Raw genomic sequence first — 23982 nt, 5'->3', positions numbered from 1 at the left:
CCAGGGGGATCAGGGGGAAGTACGTCATGACCGAAGTGGTGGATCTGGCCGAGCTGGCGTCGACGGCGGGGCTGGAGCAGGAGCTGGACCGGCTGGCGAAGCGCCATGGGATCATCCGCACCCGGCAGTTGAACGGGCAGGAGACCTGGACGGTGCTCGGGGCGGCGCTGACGCGGGAGCTGTTGAGCGATCCGCGGCTGTCCAACGACGTGCACACGCATGCCCCGCACGGGGCGCTGGTGCCGGGGATGGCGGTGGCGCTGCTGGAGCAGGACGACCCGGATCATGCGCGGCACCGCCGGCTGGTGAGTGCGGCGTTCGCGTCGCGGGCGGTGCGGCAGCTGGAGCCGCGGATCGCGGAGATCACCGACCAGTTGCTGGACAAGCTGGGGGACCGCGGTACGGCGGACTTCATCGAGGAGTTCACGTATCCGATGCCGCTGGAGGTGATCTGCGAGCTGCTGGGGGTGCCGGCGGAGGATCGGGATCCGTTCCGGCAGTGGGCGATGGACATCTCGGCGGCGCCGTCGTTGGAGGCGATGCAGTCGGCGGCCGCGGAGCTGTTCGGGTACTGCATCGGGCTGATCGGGGCGAAGCGGGAGCGGCCGACGGAGGATCTGCTCAGTGAGCTGATCGCGGCGCGGTTCGAGGACGGGAGTGCGCTCAGTGATGAGGAACTGTCGTCGTTCGCGGCGGTGTTGCTGATCGCGGGGCATGACACGGTCACGAATCTGCTGGCCAACGCGTTGCACGATCTGTTGGCGCATCCGGAGCAGTTGGCGGCGCTGCGGGCGGATCCGTCGCTGGTGGGTGCGGCGGTGGAGGAGGCGTTGCGGTTCCGGGGGTCGGCGATGACGACCGTGAACCGGGTGGCGCTGGAGGACGTCGAGGCGGGCGGGGTGGTGATCCGTAAGGGGGAGCTGGTGCGGTTCCTGCTGAACGCGGCGAACCGGGATCCCGAGGTGCGGGACGATCCGCATGCGTTCGACCTGGGGCGGGCGACCGCGCAGCATCTGTCGTTCGGGGTGGGGCCGCACTTCTGCCTGGGGCAGCGGCTGGCCCGTCAGGAGGCGACGATCGCGCTGACCGAGATCCTGCGGCGGTTCGGCACGCTGGAGCTGGCGGTGCCGGCGGAGGAGGTGCGGTGGCTGCCGTCGGATGCGATCCGGGGGCTGGTGGAGCTGCCGCTGCGGTACGAGCGCTGACGCGGTATCAGGAGCAGGGTGAGAACGGTGGGGGCAGCGGGATGGTGGAGATCCGGGTCGACCGGGACGTGTGTGACGGGCTCGGGCAGTGTGCGCTGGTGGCGCCCGAGGTGTTCGCGCTCGATGACGACGAGCGCCTGGTGGTGGCGCCGGAGGTGCCGGACGGGCTGGCGGGTAAGGTGGCCGCCGCGGTGCGGGCGTGTCCGGTGCGGGCGCTCGTGGTCGAGGGGGCCTGAGCGTTGCGCGAGGTCGTCGTGGTGGGGGCGGGGCTCGCGGGGGTGCGGGCCGCGGGGGCGCTGCGGGCCGAGGGGTTCGACGGCCGGTTGACGGTGGTGTCGGACGAGCGGGAACTGCCCTATGACCGGCCGCCGCTGACGAAGCAGGTGGTGGCCGGGACGATGACCGGGGACGACATCCGGCTGGCGGGTGAGGGGGAGTTCGGGGCCCGCTGGATCCGGGGGACGGCGGCGGTCGGGCTGGACCGGGAGCGGCGGCGGGTGCGGCTGGCCGACGGTGCGGAGCTGCCGTATGACGGGGTGGTGCTGGCGCCGGGTGCGAAGGCGCGGGAGTGGCCCGGGGCCGGGGTGCCGGACGGGGTGGTGACGGTGCGGGGGCTGGCGGACGTCCGGCGGTTGCGGGCGGAGGTGGCCGGCGGGGCCGATGAGGTGGTGATCGTCGGTGCCGGGTTCGTCGGGGTGGAGCTGGCGTCGTCGCTGAGCGGGCTGGGGGTGAAGGTGACGCTGGTGGAGCCGTTCGGTGTGCCGCTGCGGGCGCTGGGCGGCACGGTGGCGGAGGTGGTGTCGGCGGCGGCGGGCCGGGCGGGGGTGGTGCTGCGGCTGGGTGTGGGGGTGCGGGGTTTCGCGGCGGCCGGGGGTGGCCGGGTGCGGGCGGTGGTGCTGGCGGACGGGGCGGAGGTGTCCGCGTCGTTGGTGGTGGTGGCGATCGGGATGGTGCCGGCCACGGGGTGGCTGGTGGGGTCGGGGCTGGCGTTGCCGTCCGGGCGGATCCACTGTGACGAGCGGTTGTTCGCGCGGGCCGCGGGTGGTGCGGGTGTGGCGGATCCGGCGGTGGTGGTGGCCGGGGACGCGGCGTGGTGTGAGGCGGTGCGGACGGCGGAGGGGCCGGTTCCGTTGGAGCACTGGAGCAATGCGGCCGCGCAGGGGGAGCTGGCGGGGCGGAATCTGCTGGCGGGGCCGGTGGCGGCCGAGCCGTATGTGCATGTGCCGTCGTTCTGGACGGCTGCGTTCGGGTTGCGGATCCGGTCGGTGGGGCTGCCGGGTACGGGTGACCGGGAGGTGGTGGAGGCGGGGTCCGCGGCGGAGGGTTCGGTGCTGGTGGCGCACTACCGGGGGGAGCGTCTGGTGGGTGCGGTGAGTGTGAATCAGGGGAAGCTGCTGCCGGGGTATGCGCGGCGGTTGAATTAGGCGGCCGGGTCGGTTTTTGGGCCGGGTTCGGGCCGGAAAAACTGGCCCGCGGGTATGTGAATCCCACGTTAAGTTTTTCATTACCACGGAACCTTTTGAGTTGACCCCGCGGGGAAGAGATTGGGTCACGTGACCTATCGCACATTTCCGTGACGCTTCTGGGGAGCTCTGGTAACGTTTTTATCGCGCCTCCGGGAGAGGCGGTGCAGGTCCTTTCGGCGGGCCACGACGAGGTGGCCGCCGACGTTTTACGGCCTGTTCCTGTGTAAGCAGGTATCGGGGGGATCATTTGCTACGGGGGATGGCATGTGTCACGCGTTCAGCGATGTCTGAAGCGATGTCTGAAGCAATGTCCGTAACGATGTCAGGTGGCCGGGCTTCCCGCTTCCCGGGAGAGTGCCCCGGCGTTCCGCGGCCCATGGCCGAGTGTGCCGCGCTGGCGGCCGCCGCCTCTTGCCGGGCGTACTGAGCGGAATTCTCCGACGGTTTTCCGGTAATTCATTCCGGCTTTGCGAAGCCGTTCCGTGTAAAAGCGTCGCGGTGCTCAGTCGTGTCCTCTCACCGCACTTTCCTTCCGGTTTTCGGCCGGTCGACGAAACGTGCCGCCAGGTAATTTCCGCTGCCGTTTTCCAGTGTTTCCATGGCCGGTAAAAGGTGGCGTGCAGAGTGCTTTCGAAACGAGGAGAGAACCATGCAGAACCCGTACGAGGCAGACCGCATCCACGACATCGTCCGCGAGGGACTGGCGCAGGTGCTGGGCAGCAGCGTCGATGAGATCACCGCGGACGCCACCCTCGTCTCCGACCTCGGGGCCGAATCCCTCGACCTGGTCGAATTCCGCTTCGAGATGGAGACCAAGCTCGGCGTGGCGCTGCCCAAGTCCAATGTGCTCGACCAGCTGGCGTCGGCGCTCGGCGGGTCGGAGCAGCTCTACGACGAGCGCGGCGGGATCTCCGAGCTGGCCGCCGAGGTGCTGCGGCGCAGCGCGTTCGGCTACCGCGAGGAGCAGGTGCACGCCGGGATGCGCCCGTACGAGGTCGCCGCGGCGGCCACCAGCGCGCACTGGGCGGCGTTCACCCACCGGATCTTCGACCACCTTCCCGAGGCCTGCACCGAGTGCGCCGCGGACAAGGCGCAGATCGCGCCGTCCGGCAAGGTCCAGTGCGCCGGCTGCGGTGCCGCGCTGGAGGCGGCCACCGGTGACGAGGTGATGGCCGAGGGCGTCCGTACGGCGCTGGCCGCGCTGGGGCACGCCCAGCCCGTCGGCTGACCCCGGCCCGCCGCCGAAGGCGTTCGACGTGCGAAAGGAAAGCAAGTGAACCCCCACATACCCGCCGGGGCCGGTCATGAGGTCGTGGTGACCGGTATCGGCCTGGTGGCCGGTCGACTGACCGACCCCGAGGCGCTGTTCGACCATCTCGCGCAGGGGAACACCCTCATCGCCGAGCACCCGCTCCACAAGGAGTGGGGCGTGCCCTGCGCCGTCTCGGCCCACATCGACCCCGAGGTGCGGCGGTCCCTGGAGGAGGCGGTGCCGCCGGAGGCCCGCCCGCTGGGGCCGGCCGGCGCGCTCGCCTGGCACGCCGCCGCCCAGGCCTGGGAGCGCAGCGGGCTGCCGCGGCGCCTGGACTCCGAGCGCGGCGGCGTCTTCCTCGCGTGCAACCGCATGGTGATGGAGCCCGACGAACTCGCCGGTCTGGCCGGCCATGTGGACTTCGAGGCGGGTGCGCTGGACCTGGACGGCTATCTCGACGCGGGCGGGCCTGACCCGCGGCGGCACGAGCGGGTCCAGCCGGACACCGCCACCGCGCGGCTGGCCGACTACTTCGGTGCGGCCGGGGTGCTGGAGACGCACGCGGACGCCTGTGCCGCGGGCGGGATGGCCATCGGCAGCGCGTACCGCTACATCCGCAGCGGCACCCTCGACGTGGCGCTGGCCGGGGGCGCGGAGAGCCTGACGACGCTGACCTCGGTCGCCGCGTTCTACGGGATCGGTGCGCTGGCGCCGGCCGGGGAGCGGGCCGCGGCGGAGCTCAGCCGGCCGTTCGACAAGGACCGTTCCGGGTTCGTCATCGGGGACGGCGCCGCGTTCCTGGTGCTGGAGTCGCGGGCGCACGCGGAGGCCCGGGGCGCCCGGGTGCTGGCCCGGATCGCGGGCTACGCCGGGGTGACCGAGGCGGTGAAGATGACGTCCAGTTCCCGCGACGGCTCCGACTACGCCACCTGTATCCGGGCGGCGCTCGCGGACGGCGGGCTGACCCCGGACGACATCGACCACGTCAATGCGCACGGCACCTCGACCGAGGCCAACGACACCTGCGAGGCGGCGGCGCTGCACACCGTGTTCGGACAGCGGGTGGGCCGGATCCCGGTGACCGGCAACAAGTCCGCCATGGGGCATTCGCTGGCGAACAGCGGGGCGGCCGAGGCGGTGCTGTCGGTGCTCAGCCTGCAGCGGCAGGCCGTGCTGCCGACGCTCAACTTCCACGAGCCGGACGAGGTGACCCGCGGTCTGGACATCGTCACCGAGCAGCGGCACACGCCGGTGACCACGGTGCTGTCCAACTCCTTCGGCTTCGGCGGGCAGAACTGCTCGCTGATCCTGGCGCAGGCGGGGTGAGCGGCGCGATGACGAACCTCGATGCGGTGCGGCTGACCGCACCCGGCTTATACACCGCGGCGGGCGCGGACCCCGCGTCGCTGTGGGAGGCCCTGGTGGCCGGCAAGGACACCGGCCGGCCCGACGAGCTGCTCGCCGAGGCCTGGCCCGGCGCGGGGACCGCGTTCCTCGTGGACGACCCGGACGCGGCGACGCTCGGTGTGCACCGGCGGGTGCTGCGCACCTCCGAGAAGCAGGCCCGGATGGCGCTGTACGGGGCGCGGCTGGCGCTGACCGGGCCCTCGGTGACCGGCCCGGTGGGCGGGGAGGGCTGGGGGCTGTACCTCGGACTGCCCACGGTCGACGAGCAGTTGTTGCGGTTCTCCGCCCTGGACGGGCTGCGGCGGGCGGCGGACGAGTCGCCCGGTGCGGTCGCGGCGCTCTACGGTCGGGAGGTCCCGCCGTTCAGCGGGCTGTCGCACCTCAACAGCACGGCCGCGGCGCACATTTCGGCGGTGTTCGGGCTGACCGGTGCGATGGCCGCGTACTCCCCGTTCTCCGACGCGGGCCTGGTGGCGCTGGTCGACGGGGTGCTCTCGGTCGCCGAGGGCGAGAACGAGGCGGCCGTCATCGGTGCGGTCAGCCCGAAGGTGCATCCGCTGCTGTTCCCGCAGTACGAGGAGCTGGGCTGGACCGGCGCCGCCCCGGGGAGGGGGCCGCGTTCCTCGTCGCCCGGCGTGCGCAGGACGTACCGGGGGCGCAGGACGTACCCGCGGCGCCCGAGGGTCCGGCGGTGCGGCTGGCCGGTTACGGGCGCGGGTTCGGTGCGGACGGTGCGGACCGCACCGAGGCGCTCGCCGAGGCGGTGCACGCGGCGCTGGCGATGGCCGGTACCGACGCCGCGGGGATCGGCTGGGTGCTGCCGGACGCCGGGTGGACGGCGGCCGGCGAGCAGGTCCAGCGGGCCGCGCTCGACCGGGTCTTCGGGCCGGCCGGCGCCCGGCCCGCGGTGGCCGGGGCCGAGCGCGCCACCGGTGTGCTCGGGCCCGCCCATCCGCTGGCCCATGTGGTGCTGGCGCTGCACGGGCTGGCCACCGGGCGGCTCCTCGCGGACGACGGGGAAACCGTCCGCGAGGAGCCGCTGCCGGTCTCCCGGGTGCTGGTGCTGGCCTGCGGCGCACGCGGTCAGGTGTGTGCCGTCGTACTGGAAGGAGCCGGATCATGAGCCGCCGCGTCGTGGTGACCGGACTGGGCGCCGTCTGCGGACTGGGGCTCGACTGGCAGACCATGTGGGAGGGCCTGTGCGAGGGCCGCTCGGCGATCCGCGGCTGGCAGCCGCCGGGCGTGGACGACTTCCCGGTGCGCTACGCGGCGCCGGTCGACGACGCGGCGTTCGCGGCGCGGTACGGGGCCGACGAGGACCCGGGGCCGGTGGAGCGGCGGGTGCGGTTCGGGCTGGCGGCGGCCGGCCAGGCGCTGGCCGACGCCGGTCTGGCGGCCGGTGGGGACGGGACGCGGCCGGCGGGCCGGATCGGCACCGCGGTCGGCTCGGGCGTACCGGAACGCGACCCGCTGGAACTGCTGCCGGCCCTCGGCGAGGACGGGCAGCCCAGCTGGCGGGCGCTGTACGCGCGGCGCGACCAACTGGACCGGGCCAGCGGCCTGTTCTGCACCAATGACGCGCTGGCCGCCGGGATCGCGGCCCGGCACCGGCTGCGCGGCCCGGCGCTGAACTTCAGCACCGCCTGCGCGGGCGCCACGCACGCCATCGGGCACGGGTTCCGGATGATCCGGCGCGGTGAGGTGGACGCGATGGTGGTGGGCGGCGCCGACTCGGTGCTGAACCTGCCCACCATGACCGGGCTGCACCTGCTGGGGGCGCCGTCCACGTCCGAGCTGTTCGGGGACCGGCTGTGCCGCGCCTTCGACCGGGACCGCAGCGGTCTGGTCGCCGCCGAGGGCGCCGCGATGCTGGTGCTGGAGAGCGAGGAGAGCGCCCGGCGGCGCGGCGCGACCGTCTACGCCGAGGTGGCGGGTTTTGGGAGCTCCCTGGATGCGTATCAGGTCACGGCTCCGCATCCGGACGGTGTGGGCGCGGCGCTGGCGATGCGCCGGGCGCTGGCGGACGGCGGCGTGGCCCCGGAGGCGGTGGACTCGGTCAATGCGCACGGTACGTCCACGCCCCTGAACGATCCGATCGAGACCCGGGCGATCAAGGACGTCTTCGCCGGCGGCGAGCACTACCGGAAGCTGGCGGTGACCGCCAACAAGACGATGCTCGGGCATCTGATCGCCGCGGCCGGCGCGCCCGAGCTGATCGCGACGGTGCTGTCCGTGCGCGACGGCATCGTGCCGCCCACGCTCAACCTGGAGAACCCCGACCCGGCCTGCGATCTCGATTACGTCCCGGACAAGGCCCGGCACCAGGAGGTGTCGGTGGCAGTGAGCAATTCCTTCGGCTTCGGCGGCCTCAACGCCAGTCTGGTGGTACGCGGTTATGACGACTGACCTCCCGAGTACGAACCCCTCGGACGAGCTCCACGACGACCCCAACCCCCACACCCCCACACCCCCCACACCCCCGGCACCTCGGCCACGGCCTTCGACCCGGACGCGATCGTCGTCACCGGCATCGGCGCGGTGCTGCCCACCGGGCGCGGCCCCGAGGCGCTGTGGTCGGCCTGGCGGCAGGCGCAGCCGGCGCTGTCGCCGTACCGGGACCCGTACGTGCGGACCCGGAAGATCAGCCACTTCGGGCACGTGCCGGACGCGCTCCAGGAGGAGAGCCGGGACAGCGTCCCGCACAAACTGCGCAAGTTCGGGACGCCGTTCACGTTCAACGCGGTGCTCGCCGCGCAGGACGCGATGGCGGCGGCCGGGGAGAGCTGGCAGCAGGTGCCGGAGGAGCGGCGCGGGCTGTACGTCGCGCAGGACGACTCCACCGACCTGAGCGCGGCGGCGTTCCACAAGGCGCTGGACAACGCCCGCACGGACCACTCGCCGGAGGCGGGGGTGAACCTGACGCGGCTGGTGGCGGAGGCGTTCGGCAACGCGGCCACCTTCAACCCGTTCACCGTCATCCGGGCGCTGAACAACAACACCCTCGCGCTGATCAGCATCGCGCAGCGGTTCCGGGGCGACTGCGCGGCGTTCGTCCAGGACGCCGGGGCCGCGCTGGGCGCGCTGCAGCGGGCGGCCTTCACGCTGCGCGAGGGGACGTGCGACACCGCGCTGGTGGTCGGCGCCGGCAGCTACAACGAGCCGCTGAAGCTGGCCGCGCAGTACCGCGCCGGCCATCTGACGCCCGGCGGGCCCGACGGGGCGGCGGTGCGCAGCTTCGACGCGGAGCGGGACGGCACCGTGCTGGCCGAGGGCGCGGTGGCGCTGGTGCTGGAGCGGGCCGGGGACGCGGCGGCGCGCGGGGCGCGGCCGCTGGTGACGTTCCTGGGCGCGGCGCTGCGGCCGGCGGTGGACAGCGGCGTCGGCCCGTCCGCCCTCGCCGAGGGCCCGCGCGGGCTGCTGGCCGAGCACGGCCTGACGCCCGACACCCTCGGCGCCCTCCTCGCCGACGGCAAGGGCACCGTCCGGCACGACGCCGCGGAGGCGGAGCTGCTGCGGGCGCTGCTGAAGGACAGCGGGGTGCCGGTCGGCTCGCTGCGGCCGGTCACCGGCACCCTCGGTGCCGCCGGGCCGCTGGCCGAACTCGCCCTGGCGCCGCACCTGTTCGCCACCGGGGAGCTGCCGCCGATCGCGCATCTGCGGACGCCGCCGGACGACGGCACCGACTTCGTCATGGGTGCGCCCAGGAAGCGGCGGATCGACTCCGTCCTGAGTCTGCACAGCACCTTCAACGGGTTCGCCGGAGCCCTGCTGGCCCAGCGGCCGCACACGGACTGACGCACGAGGGGACCACCAACACATGTCGCAGTTCACCGAGTTCGTGCAGCCTCAGATGGGCCGGATCTTCACCGCCCTGGGGCTGGACGTGGAGTACGTCCGGGCGGCGGGCAACACCCTCCACCACCTTGACGAGCAGGGCGCCGAGGTGCCCGTCCTGGACCTGATGGGCGGCTACGGCTCGCTGATCCTGGGCCACAACCACCCCGAGATCGTCGCCCACGCGCACGATCTGCTCGACCAGCGGCGGGCCGTGCACGCCCAGTTCTCGCTGCGGGAGGAGGCCGGCCGGCTCGGCGCCGCGCTCAGCGACGTCGTCCGCCGGGAGACCTCCGTCAAGGAGCCGTACGTCGCCACGTTCGGCAACAGCGGCGCGGAGGCCGTCGAGGCGGCCGTCAAACACGCCGAGCTGGTCCGGGTCCGGGCCGTCGCGGAGCTCGCCGACTCCGTCGCCGCCCATGTGGAGCGGGCGCGGGAGGCGGTCGGCCGGGGCGAGGCCGTCGTCGACGCGGACGCCTTCCACGCCCCGGCGGTGCGGGAGCGGGCGCCGGAGGGCGAGGGCATCGAGGCGCTGCTGGCGGCGGTCGGCGCGCACAACGCGGCGGCGCTGGCCACCCGGCCGCTGTTCCTGGCGCTGGAGCGGTCCTTCCACGGCAAGCTCGTCGGCAGCGTCCAGCTGACGTACAACAGCGGCTTCCGGACGCCGTTCGCGCACCTCGGGACGCGGGTGCGGTTCGTGCCGATGGACCGGCCCGAGCTGCTGGACGACATCGCCGACGAGGAGCGGGTGACGCTGCTCGACGTCGAGACCGACGGCGGGCGGGTCCGGGTCGTCGAGCGGGACCTGCCGGTGATCACCGCGTTCCTGGTGGAGCCGGTGCAGGGCGAGGGCGGCATCCACGCGCTGACCGTCGAACAGGGCCGGGCCATCCGGCTGTTCTGCAACAAGGTCGGCACCGCGCTGATCATCGACGAGGTGCAGAGCGGCCTGGGCCGCTGCGGCGCGTTCCTCGCCAGCTCGCTGATCGGGCTGCGCGGCGACTACTACACGCTGTCCAAGTCGCTCGGCGGCGGCCTCGCCAAGATCTCCGCGATGCTGGTGCGGAAGTCGCTGTACCAGGGCGAGTTCGACATCATCCACAGCTCCACGTTCGCCATGGACGACTTCTCCTCGGGCGTGGCCCGGAAGGTCGTCGAGCTGCTGGAGGCCGGCGACGGGCAGCTGTACCGGCAGGTCACCGAGCGGGGCGAGCGGCTCACCGCGGTGCTGAACGACCTCAAGGCCGCCTACCCCGACGTCATCGAGGACGTCCGCGGCAAGGGCCTGTTCCTCGGCGTGCAGCTGCGCGACCAGGGCGGGGCCCGCTCGATGGTGCTGCGCGGCAGCGCGTACACCGGGTCGCTGGGCTATCTGCTCTCCGGCTACCTGCTGCGGCAGGAACGCATCCGCATCGCGCCGACCGGCAGCGCCGGCAACGTGCTGCGCATCCAGCCGTCCGCGTACCTCACCGACGAGGAGATCGAGCAGCTGCGCGGGGCGCTGGACCGGCTGTGCCGCATCCTGCGCCACGAGGACACCCTGCACCTGGTCCACCCGGCCAGCGACCGCCGGATCCCCAAGCCGCGCGCCGAGATCCGGGACTTCCGGGGCGCGCTGCCCGGCTACGAGCAGGACGCGCCGCGGCCGGTGACCGGGCCGGTGCGCAAGGTCGCGTTCCTCAACCACCTCATCGAACCGGCCCACCTGCGGCAGGTCGACCCGGCGCTCGCCGACCTGAGCGACGCCGCGCTGCGCTCGTTCGTCCTGGGCATGGACCCGGTCAAGAAGGCCGCGCCCTATCCGGGCATACGGATCGACTCGCCGCTGGGCAGCGCCGTGGAGTTCGCGCTCTACCCGCTGATGGTGTCGTCCGAGCAGATGGGCGGCTATCTTGCGTCCGGTGACGTGACGGGGATCCGCGCGGACATCGAGGAGCGGGTGCAGGCGGCCCGCGACGACGGCTGCGCGGCGGCCGGACTGGGCATGTACACCTCGATCGTCACGAACAACTGCACCTCGCTGCAGGTCCCGGGCATCGCGCTGACCAGCGGCAACGCGCTGACCGTGGCGATGGGTGTGCAGGCGATGGAGCGGGGCGCGCGGGACCGCGGCTGGAAGGTCGAGGACGCCACGCTGGCCGTGGTCGGCGCGGCCGGCAACATCGCGTCGGTCTACAGCCAGCTGTTCGCCGAGCGGCTCGGGCGGATCGTGCTGGTCGGCAGCCGCCGCGACGGCTCCGTCCGGCGGCTGCGCAACACCGTGCACGGCATCTACCAGGAGTGCTGGTCGCGGATCGCGGCCGGCGGCGAACTGACCGGCATCCCGGCGCGGCTCGCGGAGGAGCCGCTGATCACCAAGTGGCTGGCCGAGGGGCCGGGCGGCGACGACGCCGGGCGCGGCCGGGCCATCGCCGAGCACCTTCAGGAGCGCTACGGCAGCGACCCGTTCCTGACCGTCACCCAGGACAGCGCGGCGCTGCGCGAGGCGCAGCTGGTGCTTGCCGCCTCCAACAGCCCCGAACCGTTCCTGACCGGCGAGCACTTCGCCGACGGCGCGGTGATCTGCGACATCGCGGTGCCCAACAACGTGGTGCCGGGTGTGCCCGAGCAGCGGCCCGACCTGGCGTACATGCTCGGCGGGATCGTCGCCACGCCGAACGGCGAGAGCCTGCACCCGTCGGCGCGCGCCTTCCTGGAGGCCGGCCAGCTGTTCGCCTGCATGGCGGAGACCGCGCTGATGGGCCTGGCGGGCCTGGACCAGCACTACTCGTACGGGAACATCAGCCGCCAGCAGGTCATCGACATCGCGGCGCTGGCCGACGCGCACGGGCTGCGGCTGGCCGACTACAAGAGCGCCCACTCGGTCTGAGACCGGACCGCACCGACTTGCGAGAGGACATCATGGAATTCGAAGGCCAGGTGGCGCTGGTGACCGGCGGCAGCCGGGGCATCGGCCGGGCCATCGCCCTGAAACTGGCGGAGGGCGGCTGCGACATCGCGCTCAACTACCGCAGCGCCACCCGCGAGGCGGAAGCGGCCGCCGAGCGGATCGCCGCGCTCGGCCGCCGCGTCGAGCTCATCCAGGGGGACGTCTCCGACCCCGACGTGCCGCAGCAACTGGTCGCGGGCGTACGCGCCGCCTTCGGGCGGATCGACGTCCTGGTCAACAACGCCGGCATCACCCGCGACGAACTGCTGGTCAACCAGAGCCTGAAGGACATCGAGCAGGTGCTGGCCACCAACCTCGTCGCGCCGATGCTCACCGTCCAGGCCGTGGCGCCCCTGATGATGCGCCAGCGCTACGGCCGGATCGTCAACATCTCCTCGTCGGCGGCCTCCAAGCCGGGCCGCGGGCAGTCCAACTACGCGGCGGCCAAGGGCGGTCTGGAGGCGTTCACCAAGGCGATGGCGGTGGAGCTCGCGTCCCGCGGGATCCTGGTCAACGCGGTCGCCCCCGGCGTCATCAACACCGAGATGACCGACACCATCCGCAGCCACGGCGAGGACGAGATCATGCGCCGGCTGCTGGTGAAGTCCTACGCCGAACCCGAGACGATCGCCGACGCCGTGGCGTACCTGGCAAGCCCGCGCAATACGTACGCGACGGGCGAGGTGCTCCACATCGACGGCGGCCTGAAGATGGCGTGAGGGGACGACGACCATGACCGATGACGTGACAACGACCGGGGTTCCGGGCGGGCCGGGCGGCGGTCCGGCGCCCGGCGAACTGGCCGGGAAGACGGCCGTGGTGACCGGCGCGGCCCAGGGCATCGGCCGGGAGACGGCCCTGCTGCTGGCGGAGGCCGGCGCCGCCCGGCTGATCCTCCTCGACCGGGACGCCGGGCAGCTGGAGACGGTCGTCAAGGAGGCCGCCGGCCTGGGCGCCACCGCCGTGGCGGTCGCCGCGGACCTGCGCGACCGGGAACTGGTCCGCAGGCGGCTCCGCGCCGAACTGCGGGCCGCCGGCACCCTCGACATCCTCGTCAACAACGCCGGCGTGGCCGACGAGAACGGGCCCGACGACGAGACCACCTGGCTGCGGGTGCTGGACATCAACCTGCACGGCACCTTCGCGGTCACCGCGGCCTGCCTGGAATACCTCGTCGCCCACGGGCGGATCGTCAACGTCTCGTCGATCCTCGGCAAGGCCGGCAAGATGCGGAACACCGCCTACTGCGCCTCCAAGCACGGCCTGATCGGCTACACCAAGGGCCTCGCCCTGGACCTCGCGGCCCGCGGCATCACGGTCAACGCCGTCCTGCCCGGCTGGATCGACACGCCCATGCTGCGCCGCGAACTCGCCGCGCAGGCCGACGAGATCGGCGCCGACCCGGCCCGGATGCTGCGCCAGGCCCGCAAGGGCATCCCGCTGCGCCGGCTGGTCGAGGCGCGGGAGGCCGCGGAGCTGATCGGGTTCCTGGTGTCCGGCCGGGCGGCGGCGATCACCGCGCAGAGCCTGACCGTCGACGGGGGCTACACCCGTGGAATGTAGCCGGTGGCTGCGCAGACTGGGCCCGGCGCCGCCCGCGGACGGGGCGCCGCCGGCCGCCCGGGTGGTGTGCTTCCCGCACGCCGGCGGTGGCGCGGCCGCGTTCCGGCCGCTCGCCAAGGCGGTGGCGGCGGCCGCCGCCGAGGAGGGGGCCGGCCCGTACGAGGTGCTGGCGGTGCGCTACCCGGGCCGCCACGACCGCCTCCACGAGGAGCGCCTGGAGGACCTGCGCGAGCTGGCGGCCCGGGCCTTCGGGGACTGCTGCCGCTCGCCGGGCGGCAGCCCCTGGTCCTGCTCGGGCACAGCATGGGCGCGCTGATCGCCTACGAGGTGGCCCGGCTGCTGGAACGGACCGGCGCCGGCCTGCCGCTGCGGCTCATTGTCTCCGGTGCCTGGGCGCCCTCCCGGGTCCGCGGCGGCACCGTCCACCTGCGGGACGACGACGGGCTGATCGAGGAGATCCGCCGCACCCGGGGCACCGACCCCCGGGTGCTGGACGACCGGGAACTGCTGGCCATGGCACTGCCCGTGGTCCGCAGCGACTACAAGGCCGTCGAGACCTACCGGCACCGCGCCGGCCCGCCGCTCGACACCCCGCTCACCGCGCTGGTCGGGGACGCCGACCCGCTGGTGGCGGTGGACGACGCGGCGGCCTGGCGCGCGCACACCGCCGGGGACTTCCGGCTGCGGGTCTTCCCGGGCGGCGACCACTTCTACCTCACCGGGCACTGGCCGGACCTGGCGCGGGCCGTCGTCGCGGCACCGGACCGGGCGGCCTCAGACCGGCAGGGAGCGGTGCGGCCAGCGGGCCCGGGCCTGCTCCGCGGAGCGCAGGGTGGCGAGCGTCAACAGGCCGCGCGTCCGGCCCGCCTCCAGCAGGTCGGGTAGCGCGGGCAGCGGCGCGAGGGCCGCGATGTCGTCCAGGACGAGGGTGAGTGGTGGGTCGAGCCGACCGGCGGATGACCGTTCGGCCATGCGGCGGCCGTGCTCGACCACGTACGAGAGGAGTGCGGTGAGCAGCGGCATCGCACCCGGGTCGGTACGCGGATCCTCGACGGGCTCGCCTACCACGTAGAGCGTTCCCCCTTCGTCGATGAATGATTCGAGAAGGAGCGAATCCGCGCGCAGCGGATTGCAGGCGTCCCGGATGTGGATCGACGACAGCGCGCCCAGCGCCCGCCCGACCAACTCCTTTGCCGCTTCCCGGCGTTCGGCGTGCGCGGTGAGCACCGACTCCAGCTCACCGGCCTGCCCGGCGGACGCCTGGGCGCTGGTGCGCAGGATCCGCACCGGTTCCTGCGCGCCGCCCGCGGCGTGCGCCCAGCGGTGCAGCTGCCGGAACGGCCGGCCGTCCACCGCGGCGGCGTGCAGCCAGCAGCGCAGCAGTGTCTCCGCGGCGTCCGCGAGCGCCGAGTCCAGCGAGCTGGTGGGGCGTACGGGGGCCAGCAGGGCGGCGGCGCGCGCGGCCGCGGTGGCGAGGTCCTCGCAGCCGGCGGTGGGCGACCAGCGCATCCGGGCCGGGGTGTCGAGGCGGTGCGTGGGGTCGTAGGTCAGCAGTGGACCGAGCTTGGCCCGGGCGTCCTTGGTCCCGGCCCACAGCGCGGGGTCCGTGGTGGCCACGATCAGCGCGCCGGGGGCCGCGGCCGCGACGGTGCTGGCGGCGGCCCGGGCGGCGGCCCGGTCGGCGGTGAACTCGACGCGGGGGAGCGCCGGTTCACCGGGCGCGGCGACCGCGCCGGGCCCGCCCGGGGACGCGGTGCGCTGCTCGGGGACGGGGCCGGGCGGGGCGGGGGCGGCCGCATCGGCCGGTGTCCCGGGAACGGTCTGCGCGTCCGGTACGGCCGGGGCTTCCGGGACGGCCTGCGCGTCCGGGACGGCCGGTACGGGCTGTGCGGCGGGGGCGGCCGGTGTCGCCGGAGCGGCCGCCGCGACCGGCTCGGCCGGCGCGTCCTCGACGAGCCCCGCCCGTGCCGCCCGTGCCGACGCCCGGGCCCTGGCCCGGCGGGCGGCCCGTACGGCGCGGTAGCGGGTGACCGTACCCATCGTGAAGATCGTCAGGACCAGCAGGACCATCAGCTCGCCGATGAGGATGCCCCAGAACAGGCCGTACCCGGAGAGCTGGCCCTTGGGGGTGCCCGGCCAGGCGGCGGCCATGTCGTGCGGCGCGGACACCAGATGGCGCAGGGCCAGCGGCGTACCGGAGTAGTCGACGCCCGCCGGCCAGGCGCCGTGCGCGAACAGCCCGGCCAGCCCGGTCGCCGTCCACACCAGCAGGGTCAGGCCCAGCAGGAAGGCGAGCAGGCCGACCAGCAGGGAGTCCGGGATGCCCCGGCCCCGGCCGCCGTGCCGGTCGCGGGGGTGCGGGCGGTCCGGGCGGTCCGGGTGGTGCGGACCTCCGTACCACCCGTCCCGGTCGTCGTCCCGCCGGTCGTCGTACCGTTCGCCGTGCCGGCCGTCGTAGGGCCCGTCGTCGTATCCGCGCCTCACGCCACCGTCTCGCTCGACTCGTCTCTCCACCGGCGCTCCATCGCCATCGCCTCGGCGCGCGCCTCGGCCTCCGCGTCCGCCGCCGCGTTGAGGGCGGCCCGGGTGTCGTCGTCCGCCGGCAGCGGGGACGACTCGGTCATCGCCCGGTCGGTGTAGACCAGCGGCCGTTCGGCCTCCGTGATGAGGTGCTTGACGACCTGGACGTTGCCGTTGACGTCCCAGACCGCGATGCCGGGCGTGAGGGTCGGGATGATCTCCACGGCCCAGCGCGGCAGGCCCAGCACCCGGCCGGTGGCCCGCGCCTCGTCGGCCTTCTGCGCGTAGATGGTCCGGGTCGAGGCCATCTTCAGGATCGCCGCGGCCTCCCGCGCGGCCGCGCCGTCCACCACGTCCGACAGGTGGTGGACGACCGCCACGAACGACAGGCCCAGCCGGCGGCCGAACTTCAGCAGCCGCTGGAAGAGCTGCGCCACGAACGGCGAGTTGATGATGTGCCAGGCCTCCTCGACCAGGAAGATGCGTTTCTTCCGGTCGGGGCGGATCCAGGTGTGTTCCAGCCAGACGCCGACGATCGCCATCAGGATCGGCATCGCGATGGAGTTGCGGTCGATGTGCGAGAGGTCGAAGACGATCAGCGGGGCGTCCAGGTCGATGCCCGCCGACGTCGGCCCGTCGAACATGCCGCGCAGGTCACCGTCGACCAGCCGGTCCAGCACCAGCGCCACGTCCAGGCCCCAGGCCCGCACGTCGTCTATGTCGACGTTCATCGCCTCGGCCGACTCGGCCTCCGGATGCCGCAGCTGCTCGACGATGTCCGTCAGCACCGGCTGCCGGTCGGTGATCGTCTCGTTGACGTACGCATGGGCGACCTTGAGGGCGAAGCCGGCCCGCTCGTCGAGGCCGTGACCCATCGCCACCTCGATGATCGTCCGCAGCAGGGCCAGCTGGCCGGTCGTGGTGATCGACGGGTCGAGCGGGTTGAGCCGGATGCCGCCGTTGAGCGCCGCGGTCGGGTCCAGCCGGATGGGAGTTATCCCCAGCTCCTGGGCGATGAGGTTCCACTCGCCGACGCCGTCCTCGCCCTGCGCGTCGAGCACCACGACCTGCCGGTCCCGGAACCTCAGCTGCCGCAGCACGTACGTCTTCTCCAGCGCGGACTTGCCGTTGCCGGACTCGCCGAGCACGAGCCAGTGCGGGGCCGGCAGCTGCTGGCCGTACAGCTGGAACGGGTCGTAGATGTAGCCCTTGCCGCTGTAGACCTCACGGCCGATGATCACGCCGGAGTCGCCGAGGCCGGGCGCGGCGGTGGGCAGATAGACCGCCTGGGCCTGTCCGGTGGAGGTGCGTACCGGCAGCCGTGTCGTCTCCACCTTCCCGAACAGGAAGCTGGTGAACGCCTCGGTGAGCGCTCCGAGCGGATCGAGCATGGCCATGACGTACGCGCCTCCCAGCGGCTTTAGCGGCGGATCCCGGTCGCGAACGGCAGGGTGTTGACGAACGCCCGGTGGTGCTCCCGGTCGCACCACTCCAGCTTGAGGTACGACTTGCCGGCCGACGCCCGGATGGTCCGCTTGTCCCGGGCCAGTGCCTCCGGTGACCGGGACGAGACGGTGAGGTAGCCGACGAGGTTGACGCCGGCCGCGCCGGACGCCAGGTCCTCGCCGCGCTGGTCGACGCGGCCGTGGTGGGCGACGTCCCGCGGGTCGACCACCCGGTTCATCTTCGCCGCGCGGCTCGCCTCGGCGTCGTCGTTGGTCTTCTCCGTCAGCATCCGCTCGATGGCGACCTCGGTGGGCTCCAGGTCCATGCAGACCGCGACCGTACGGATCACGTCCGGGGTGTGGACCAGCAGCGGCGCGAGGAAGTTGACGCCCACCGGGGTCAGCGGCCACTCCTTGACCCAGGCGGTGGCGTGGCACCAGGGCGCCCGGGTCGACGACTCCCGGGTCTTCGCCTGGAGGTACGTCGGCTCCATCGCGTCGAGCTCGGCCGGCCAGGCGTTGCGCTTGCTCATCGCCTGGATGTGGTCGATGGGGTGGTCCGGGTCGTACATCGAGTGCACCAGGGACGCCAGCCGGGCCTGGCCGAGCGGCTGGCGGACCCGGATGTCGGCCTCCGCGAGCCGGGCGCAGATGTCGGTCAGCTCACGGGCCATCACCACCGCGAGCCCGGCGTCCCGGTCGAGCTTCTTGCGCAGCAGCCCGCCCTGGTGCATCCGGCCGGCCCGCGCCATGGTGTGCGCCTCGGAGGCCAGCTCGCGGGTGTAGTGCATACAGGCGACGAGGTACGCGCGGTGCTGCTCGCTGCTCGTCGACACCATCGACTGCAGCTGGTCGTAGGAGTCCCGCAGCCACTGCGGGGACGTCCGGTCGCCCCGCTGGGCGACGTCCTTGGCGTGCGCGTCCGGGTCGGCCGGGAGGGTCCGCGCCAGCATCTGCAGCCGCGTCACGAAGCCGTCGCCGTTGGCCACGTGCTTCAGCAGCGTCCCGAACCGGTCGACCAGCGCCTCCTGGTCCTCGCTGTCCCGCAGCCCGACGCCCGGGCCCTCGATCTCGATCGCGGCGGTCACCGTCCGCCGGTCGGCGTGCAGCAGCACCGCGATCTCGTCCGGGCCGAACGGCGCGCTGAGCCAGTTGATCCGGCCGATGCCGGGCGGCGGGCCGATCTCCACCTCGCGGCCGTCCAGCCGGGTGCCGGCCTCCGCCGCGCCGGAACGGTAGACCGCGCCGCCCTTGCGGACCGTGCGCCGGAAACTGCGCCGGATCTCGAACCACCGGTAGAACGTACGGCCCTTGTACGGCACGTAGACCGCGGCGAGCCCCAGCATCGGGAAACCGGTGAGGCTCACGATCCGCAGCGGCAGCATGGGCACCAGCAGCCCGCACATCATGCCGAGGAACGCGCCCGCGATGATCAGCGCGATCTCGCCGGTCTCGCGGTTCTTGCCGACGATCGCGTTCGGCCGGGCGCGGCCGATCAGATACGTACGGCGGGGTGCGACCGGGTGGGACTGGGTGCTCAACGCCCGTCACCTCCTGCTGTCTTGCCGGTGCGGGCGCTGCTGCTCGGGCCGGGGCCGGGATTCGTACGGGGAGCGGGGGCGGCGGGGGACGGGCCGCGGCCGCCGCCGGTGCGGGAGCTGTGCGCGGCGACGCCGCCGGAGACGGCGTCGGCCGGCCGGGACTGGCCGCCCTGCGCGCCCTGCGGCTGGCCGCCGTCCCCGCCCGCGCGGCGGGTGCTGTGCGTCTTGATGCCCTGCGAGACCAGCGCGGCGGGCGAGCTGAGCACCGCGGCGGCGGCGTTCTCCGCGCCCCGGCTCATCCGGTTGTTCCGCGAGGCGGCGATCTCGTCGCCGAAGCCCGGGACGAACCGGTAGATCACCGCGCTCGCGAAGATCGCCAGCAGGATGATGGCGAGACCGGACACCACCGCCGAGATGGCGTTCGGGCCCTTGTCGCCGGAGAGCGCCCCGGCGATGCCCAGCACGATCACGATCACCGGCTTCACCATGATCACGGCGATCATGATGCCCGCCCAGCGGCGCACGTGCCCCCACATGTTCTTGTCGACCAGCCCGGCGTACACCACCGTGCCGAGCAGCGCCCCGACGTACAGCAGCGCGGCCCGGATCACCAGCTCCAGCCACAGCACACCGGCGGCCAGCACGGAGACCAGGCTGACCACGATCAGCATGATCGGCCCGCCGCCGATGTCGGTGCCCTTGGTGAGCGCCTGCGAGAACGACCCGAAGAAGGTGTCGGTCTGTGCGCCCGTCCCCTTCGCGATGATCGCGGTCACCCCGTCCGTCGCCGACACGACGGTGTAAAGGATCAACGGCGTGAACGCCGACGCCAGCACGGTCAGCCACAGGAACCCGACCGCCTCACTGATCGCCTCCGTCAGCCGCACCCCCCGCACCGCCCGCTTGGCCACGGCGAGCAGCCACAGCACGAGCGTCAGCACGGTGGACGCGGCGAACACGACGGCGTACTGCCGCAGGAACGCCGCATTCGTGAAGTCCACCTGCGAGGTGGCGTTCACGGCCTCGGAAAGCTTGTTCACGATCCAGGCGGCGGCTTTGGCACAGCCTTTGGCTAGGGATTCGAGGGGGTCGAGGGGGTTGTTGTCGAGGGGGTTGGTGGGGGGAGTGCCGCCGCCGGTTTGGTGTTGCTGTTCGCAGTCCTGTTGGGCCGGACCGCTGAAGACGCCACAGCCTGTCGGGGTGGGAGACGGGGCAGCCATGGCGCGCGTCGCCAGCAAGACGGCGAAGGTCTGCGCGCTCGCCAGCAGGGCGAGAACCGAGACCGCACGGCGATGCATCGACTTACCGGGCATACGTGAAACCTCCGTAGCCTTGCACGGCCTTGGTCATGTCCTCCGCCGAGGCAGCGGATTGGTCGCGCCCGATGGGAGCAGGCCCGCTTTTCTGGGTGAAGTCGGTGACCTTCCAGTCCCCGTTCAGCCACTTAAGGTCGAAGGTGTTCGTGTACCAGCTCTCTGTCACGGGATTCTGTGACTTCGTGCCTGCGAGCCCGAACAGGGCGGAGTACCAGACGGAGACCTTGGCAGTGTCGCCCTTGAACGATTCCACCTTGGTGCCGACCGGATTCGCCCGTGAAACGAACGTCATGCCCTTGGGAGCGGTGCCGTCGGGCTTGAGGCCGATCCGGCCGAGGAAGGCGGGGTTGGCGTATGCCTTGTCGAGGTCGTTCTTCCGCGCCGCGGCCACGGACGGCGCGTAGACCGTCTTGGCGATCTCCTGCCGCCTGGCGGCGTTGTACATTCCGTCGCTGCTCAGCGCCACCACATAATTCGCCGCCGCCGACTGCGCCCCCTGTTCCGTCTTGGGGAAGCCCGCGCCGATGCCGCCGTTCTTCGTGGTGACGGGCTTGGTGCCGGTCGGGGTGGTGGGGCGGGCGGGGCCGGGGGCGTTCTTGGGGGAGTCGCCGGAGGTGTCGGAGCCGGTGCTGCCGCTGTCGCCGCGGTTGGCGAAGGCGATGGCCGCGAGGAGCAGGACGATCACGCCGACGACCGTGATGAGGTTGCGGCTGGACAGCCCGCCCCGGGGCCGGCGTCCCGGGCCGTAGGGGTCGCCGCCGCCGTCGGGAAGTCTGGTGCGGGTCTGGCCCGTCTCGGGGCCGCGGTGGCCGTCGCCGCCGTAGCCTCCGTCGTCGCTGAGACTCATCGCCCCTGTGCCCCCTCTGCCTCTGGCGCCGTCGCCGTCCGTGCCGTCGTTGTGCCGCCCACATATGACCGTAGCCGCGCGGGCGGCAGCTCGGGCGCGGGGATACGAGTAGATCTCACGGTGACGGGTCCTCAGATGCGGTGCCGCGGAGGCGAATGGGGGACTGTGGGTTATTTGTACTCATCGCCTCGCTCCGCGTCGGCCGTCGCCCTCTTGCGCCTTTTCGGGCCTTCCTTCCCCCGGATCCACCTGTCCCCGCCCGGCGGGCAACCCAATCGGCCCGCTGGTGGCGGGCGTGCGAAGGGCGCGTGGCGGGCCCGGTGGACCGGGGTGAGTGGGCGTCAGCATGGGGCCTTCACAGGGGGCCTTCGCGGGGGAGGTGCGGCCGGGTGGGAGCGGGCGGGGGCACGGGACGGCGGAGGGAGGACGGGCGGGGGCGCAGGGGGTGCGGCGCGGGGAAGGACGCCTGCTCGGGTGCGCCCAGGGGCGGCGGTACCGGACCGCCCCGGCCGCGGTATCGGACCGGACCGGCCTCGGTGTCGCGCCGCTGCGGCCTCGGACCGCTCCCTGCCCCGCCCGGATTCCGCGCCGCCCGGATTCCGCCCCGCCCGGATCTCGACCCGCCCGGATCTCGACCCGGCCCCGCCCGGCCCCGGCGGCGCTACACCGCCATTCCGTACACGATGGTGAACAGCGTCCCCAGCGAGCCGATGATGAAGACGCCGGTCAGGCCGGCCACGATCAGGCCCTTGCCCTGTTCGGCGCTGAACGTGTCGCGCAGCGCGGTGGCGCCGATGCGCTGTTTGGCGGCGCCCCAGATCGCGATGCCGAGGCACAGCAGGATCGCCACCGCCATGACCACTTCGACCATCACGCGGGCCTCGTTGCCCAGGCTTCCGAACGGGCCCCAGTCCGGGGCGATTCCGCCGATGATGGTGGTGATGTCGCCCTTCTCGGCTGCAAGGACCATGTGTGACATCTGCGCCATGTGTGAACTCACCGCCCCTTTATGGGTCGTTGATGATGCCGCTGCGCCGGCCGGCGCAGGTCGGCCGTTCCCTTCGCCCTCTATCTTCGCTGACAAAGACGCCGTCAGAAGTCGACTTGACGCCTTTCTTCGACGGATCCCATGGGGGTGGCGTGTACGCGCGGGTGCGGACCACCCATTGAGCCGACGGGTCTCACTGTGTGTATCACGGGGGATAACCGTGAGCAATGATCATCGGTGCGGCGGGGAGGTGCCGCGGACGGCCGCTCCGGCTACTTCGGTGCGTGCGTCATGGCGAAGACCATGACGAGGGCCACCAGGTGGATCGCGAAGAGGAAGTACGCCACCCGCCACCACAGGTGACGGTTCATCTGCCGCTGATTGTTCGGGTCCATGGCTCTCGTCCTGGTTCGGGTGTCCCGTGCAGTGTCGCTCATCCGGCGGTGTGCCGGGTGCCGCGCGGGGCGGATGTGAGCGGGATCGCGTCCGGGGCGGCGCGCCCCCTGCGCCGCCGGTGTGACGCGCGACGCGCACCGCACGGCCGGAAAAAGGCAGTGAACCGCGCCTGAATGGGGGAGGGTTGGGGGGTGCGGAAATTCTGGGTGGCCGGTGGGCTCGGGTCGGGGCTGGTGCTCCTGCTCGGGCTGCTCGTGATCGGTACGTACGTGGCGGCGGCCGGGCTGGCCGGGGTCGGCGGGCGGGCGCTCGGGCTGGCGAAGGGTGCGGTGCCGGCCGCGTACCAGGATCTGGTGCAGAAGTGGGGCACGCTCTGTCCGGCCATAAGCCCCGCGCTGCTGGCGGCGCAGCTTTATCAGGAGAGCGGGTGGAACCCCAAGGCGCAGAGCCCGGCGGCCGCGCAGGGCATGGCGCAGTTCATCCCGGGCACCTGGCAGACGCACGGCATCGACGGCAACGGTGACGGGAAGAAGGACGTCTGGGACCCGGAGGACGCGATCCCGTCGGCCGCCTCGTACGACTGCGAGCTGGCCAGTTACGTGAAGAAGGCGCCGGGCGACGCCACGCACAACATGCTGGCCGCCTACAACGCCGGTGCGTACCGCGTCATCCAGTACAACGGCGTCCCGCCGTACCGCGAGACCCAGAACTACGTGAAGACCATCACGACCCTGGCCAAGAGCTTCGAGGCGCCGCGCGGGCCGGTGGCGCCGTCCCGGCAGGCCGCCGGGGCCATCTACTACGCGCAGGACAAGCTCGGCCGGCCGTATCTGTGGGGCGGGACGGGCACGGCCGCGCAGGGCGGGCGGTTCGACTGCTCCGGGCTGACCAAGGCCGCGTACCACTCGGTGGGCATCGAGCTGCCGCGGGTGGCGAACGACCAGTGGAACGCCGGGCCCCATCCGAAGCGGAGCGAGCTGCTCCCGGGGACCTGGTGTTCTTCGCGTACGACCTGAACGATCCGCGCTCGATCCACCACGTGGGCATCTACGTCGGTGGCGGGTACATGATCAACGCGCCGTACACCGGGGCGGTGATCCGGTTCGACAAGATCGACACACCGGACTACATCGGGGCGACCCGCGTCACCTCGGATGGCGCAAAAGCGCTGCCCGCCGCGAACGCTGCGTGAACATAGGGCCCTGAACTGCAGTGATGAGTCAAGCTTCGATAACGTCCTGGTGATCATCCGGTGGAGAGTGGAACGACCGGG

The 23982-nt window shown here is 72.8% G+C and carries 20 protein-coding genes and 2 pseudogenes; 15 read left to right on the top strand and 7 right to left on the bottom strand.

Annotation, left to right across the window (positions count from 1 at the left end; all coding sequences use genetic code 11):
* Positions 1–26: 26 nt before the first annotated feature.
* From OJ254_RS06705 to OJ254_RS06640, 14 genes and pseudogenes are all read left to right on the top strand, one after another.
* Positions 27–1205, top strand: a complete 1179-nt coding sequence (locus tag OJ254_RS06705) for a cytochrome P450 family protein (protein WP_265361635.1) — start codon at positions 27–29, stop codon at positions 1203–1205.
* Between the two features lie 41 nt (positions 1206–1246).
* Complete coding sequence (locus OJ254_RS06700) at positions 1247–1441, top strand: ferredoxin (RefSeq protein WP_261956333.1); 195 nt, start codon at positions 1247–1249, stop codon at positions 1439–1441.
* A 3-nt stretch (positions 1442–1444) separates the two neighbouring features.
* Positions 1445–2629 carry an NAD(P)/FAD-dependent oxidoreductase gene (locus OJ254_RS06695; RefSeq protein WP_265361634.1) on the top strand — a complete coding sequence of 395 codons (1185 nt, stop codon included), beginning with the start codon at positions 1445–1447 and terminating at the stop codon, positions 2627–2629.
* Between the two features lie 691 nt (positions 2630–3320).
* Positions 3321–3899 carry an acyl carrier protein gene (locus OJ254_RS06690; protein WP_265361633.1) on the top strand — a complete coding sequence of 193 codons (579 nt, stop codon included), beginning with the start codon at positions 3321–3323 and terminating at the stop codon, positions 3897–3899.
* A 45-nt stretch (positions 3900–3944) separates the two neighbouring features.
* Positions 3945–5249: a beta-ketoacyl-[acyl-carrier-protein] synthase family protein gene (locus OJ254_RS06685; RefSeq protein ID WP_265361632.1), complete on the top strand. Its 1305-nt coding sequence runs from the start codon at positions 3945–3947 to the stop codon at positions 5247–5249.
* Positions 5250–5257: 8 nt separating this feature from the next.
* Positions 5258–5857, top strand: a pseudogene (locus OJ254_RS06680) (beta-ketoacyl synthase N-terminal-like domain-containing protein); the annotation flags it as partial.
* Positions 5858–6093: 236 nt separating this feature from the next.
* Complete coding sequence (locus tag OJ254_RS06675) at positions 6094–6453, top strand: hypothetical protein (protein ID WP_265361631.1); 360 nt, start codon at positions 6094–6096, stop codon at positions 6451–6453.
* On the top strand, positions 6450–7736 hold the full coding sequence (locus tag OJ254_RS06670; RefSeq protein ID WP_265361630.1) for a beta-ketoacyl-[acyl-carrier-protein] synthase family protein: 1287 nt from the start codon (positions 6450–6452) through the stop codon (positions 7734–7736). The genes OJ254_RS06675 and OJ254_RS06670 overlap by 4 nt, the downstream gene beginning before the upstream one ends.
* 132 nt (positions 7737–7868) lie before the next feature.
* Positions 7869–9125, top strand: a complete 1257-nt coding sequence (locus OJ254_RS06665; RefSeq protein ID WP_423835847.1) for a beta-ketoacyl synthase N-terminal-like domain-containing protein — start codon at positions 7869–7871, stop codon at positions 9123–9125.
* A 22-nt stretch (positions 9126–9147) separates the two neighbouring features.
* A complete protein-coding gene (locus OJ254_RS06660; RefSeq protein ID WP_265361629.1) occupies positions 9148–12033 on the top strand; it encodes an aminotransferase class III-fold pyridoxal phosphate-dependent enzyme in 2886 nt (961 codons plus the stop codon).
* Between the two features lie 32 nt (positions 12034–12065).
* Positions 12066–12812, top strand: a complete 747-nt coding sequence (locus OJ254_RS06655) for a 3-oxoacyl-ACP reductase family protein (protein ID WP_265361628.1) — start codon at positions 12066–12068, stop codon at positions 12810–12812.
* Between the two features lie 13 nt (positions 12813–12825).
* Complete coding sequence (locus OJ254_RS06650; protein ID WP_265361627.1) at positions 12826–13656, top strand: SDR family NAD(P)-dependent oxidoreductase; 831 nt, start codon at positions 12826–12828, stop codon at positions 13654–13656.
* Positions 13646–13972 (top strand): thioesterase domain-containing protein, encoded by a 327-nt coding sequence (locus OJ254_RS06645; RefSeq protein WP_265361626.1) that lies wholly within the window; start codon positions 13646–13648, stop codon positions 13970–13972. The genes OJ254_RS06650 and OJ254_RS06645 overlap by 11 nt, the downstream gene beginning before the upstream one ends.
* Positions 13960–14541, top strand: a complete 582-nt coding sequence (locus OJ254_RS06640; RefSeq protein ID WP_265361625.1) for a thioesterase II family protein — start codon at positions 13960–13962, stop codon at positions 14539–14541. Before OJ254_RS06645 ends, OJ254_RS06640 begins: the two co-directional genes overlap by 13 nt.
* On the opposite strand, the gene OJ254_RS06635 is transcribed toward OJ254_RS06640, so the two are convergent.
* The 7 genes from OJ254_RS06635 to OJ254_RS06605 form a co-directional block, all read right to left on the bottom strand.
* Positions 14431–15978, bottom strand: coding sequence for a type VI secretion protein (locus tag OJ254_RS06635; RefSeq protein ID WP_265365074.1), 1548 nt, complete (start codon positions 15976–15978; stop codon positions 14431–14433). The genes OJ254_RS06640 and OJ254_RS06635 overlap by 111 nt on opposite strands.
* Positions 15979–16136: 158 nt before the next feature.
* Positions 16137–17567, bottom strand: coding sequence for an ATP-binding protein (locus tag OJ254_RS06630; RefSeq protein ID WP_261957498.1), 1431 nt, complete (start codon positions 17565–17567; stop codon positions 16137–16139).
* Between the two features lie 29 nt (positions 17568–17596).
* Positions 17597–19162 carry an SCO6880 family protein gene (locus OJ254_RS06625; protein WP_265361624.1) on the bottom strand — a complete coding sequence of 522 codons (1566 nt, stop codon included), beginning with the start codon at positions 19160–19162 and terminating at the stop codon, positions 17597–17599.
* A complete protein-coding gene (locus OJ254_RS06620) occupies positions 19159–20475 on the bottom strand; it encodes a hypothetical protein (protein ID WP_265361623.1) in 1317 nt (438 codons plus the stop codon). Before OJ254_RS06620 ends, OJ254_RS06625 begins: the two co-directional genes overlap by 4 nt.
* Entirely contained in the window at positions 20465–21325 is an 861-nt protein-coding gene (locus tag OJ254_RS06615) for a DUF8175 domain-containg protein (protein WP_265361622.1), read from the bottom strand. The genes OJ254_RS06620 and OJ254_RS06615 overlap by 11 nt, the downstream gene beginning before the upstream one ends.
* A gap of 661 nt (positions 21326–21986) precedes the next feature.
* Positions 21987–22295 (bottom strand): hypothetical protein, encoded by a 309-nt coding sequence (locus tag OJ254_RS06610; protein ID WP_030415911.1) that lies wholly within the window; start codon positions 22293–22295, stop codon positions 21987–21989.
* Positions 22296–22585: 290 nt separating this feature from the next.
* Entirely contained in the window at positions 22586–22708 is a 123-nt protein-coding gene (locus tag OJ254_RS06605) for a hypothetical protein (protein WP_265361621.1), read from the bottom strand.
* Between the two features lie 174 nt (positions 22709–22882).
* On the opposite strand from OJ254_RS06605, the pseudogene OJ254_RS06600 reads away from it, so the two are divergent.
* Positions 22883–23901 (top strand): annotated as a pseudogene (locus OJ254_RS06600) (C40 family peptidase).
* Positions 23902–23982: the final 81 nt, after the last annotated feature.

Source organism: Streptomyces endophytica, from assembly GCF_026153355.1.
GTDB lineage: Bacteria > Actinomycetota > Actinomycetes > Streptomycetales > Streptomycetaceae > Streptomyces > Streptomyces endophytica.
The sequence above is the reverse complement of the archived record's forward strand: the minus strand, read 5'-3'. Positions and strand labels throughout refer to the sequence as shown.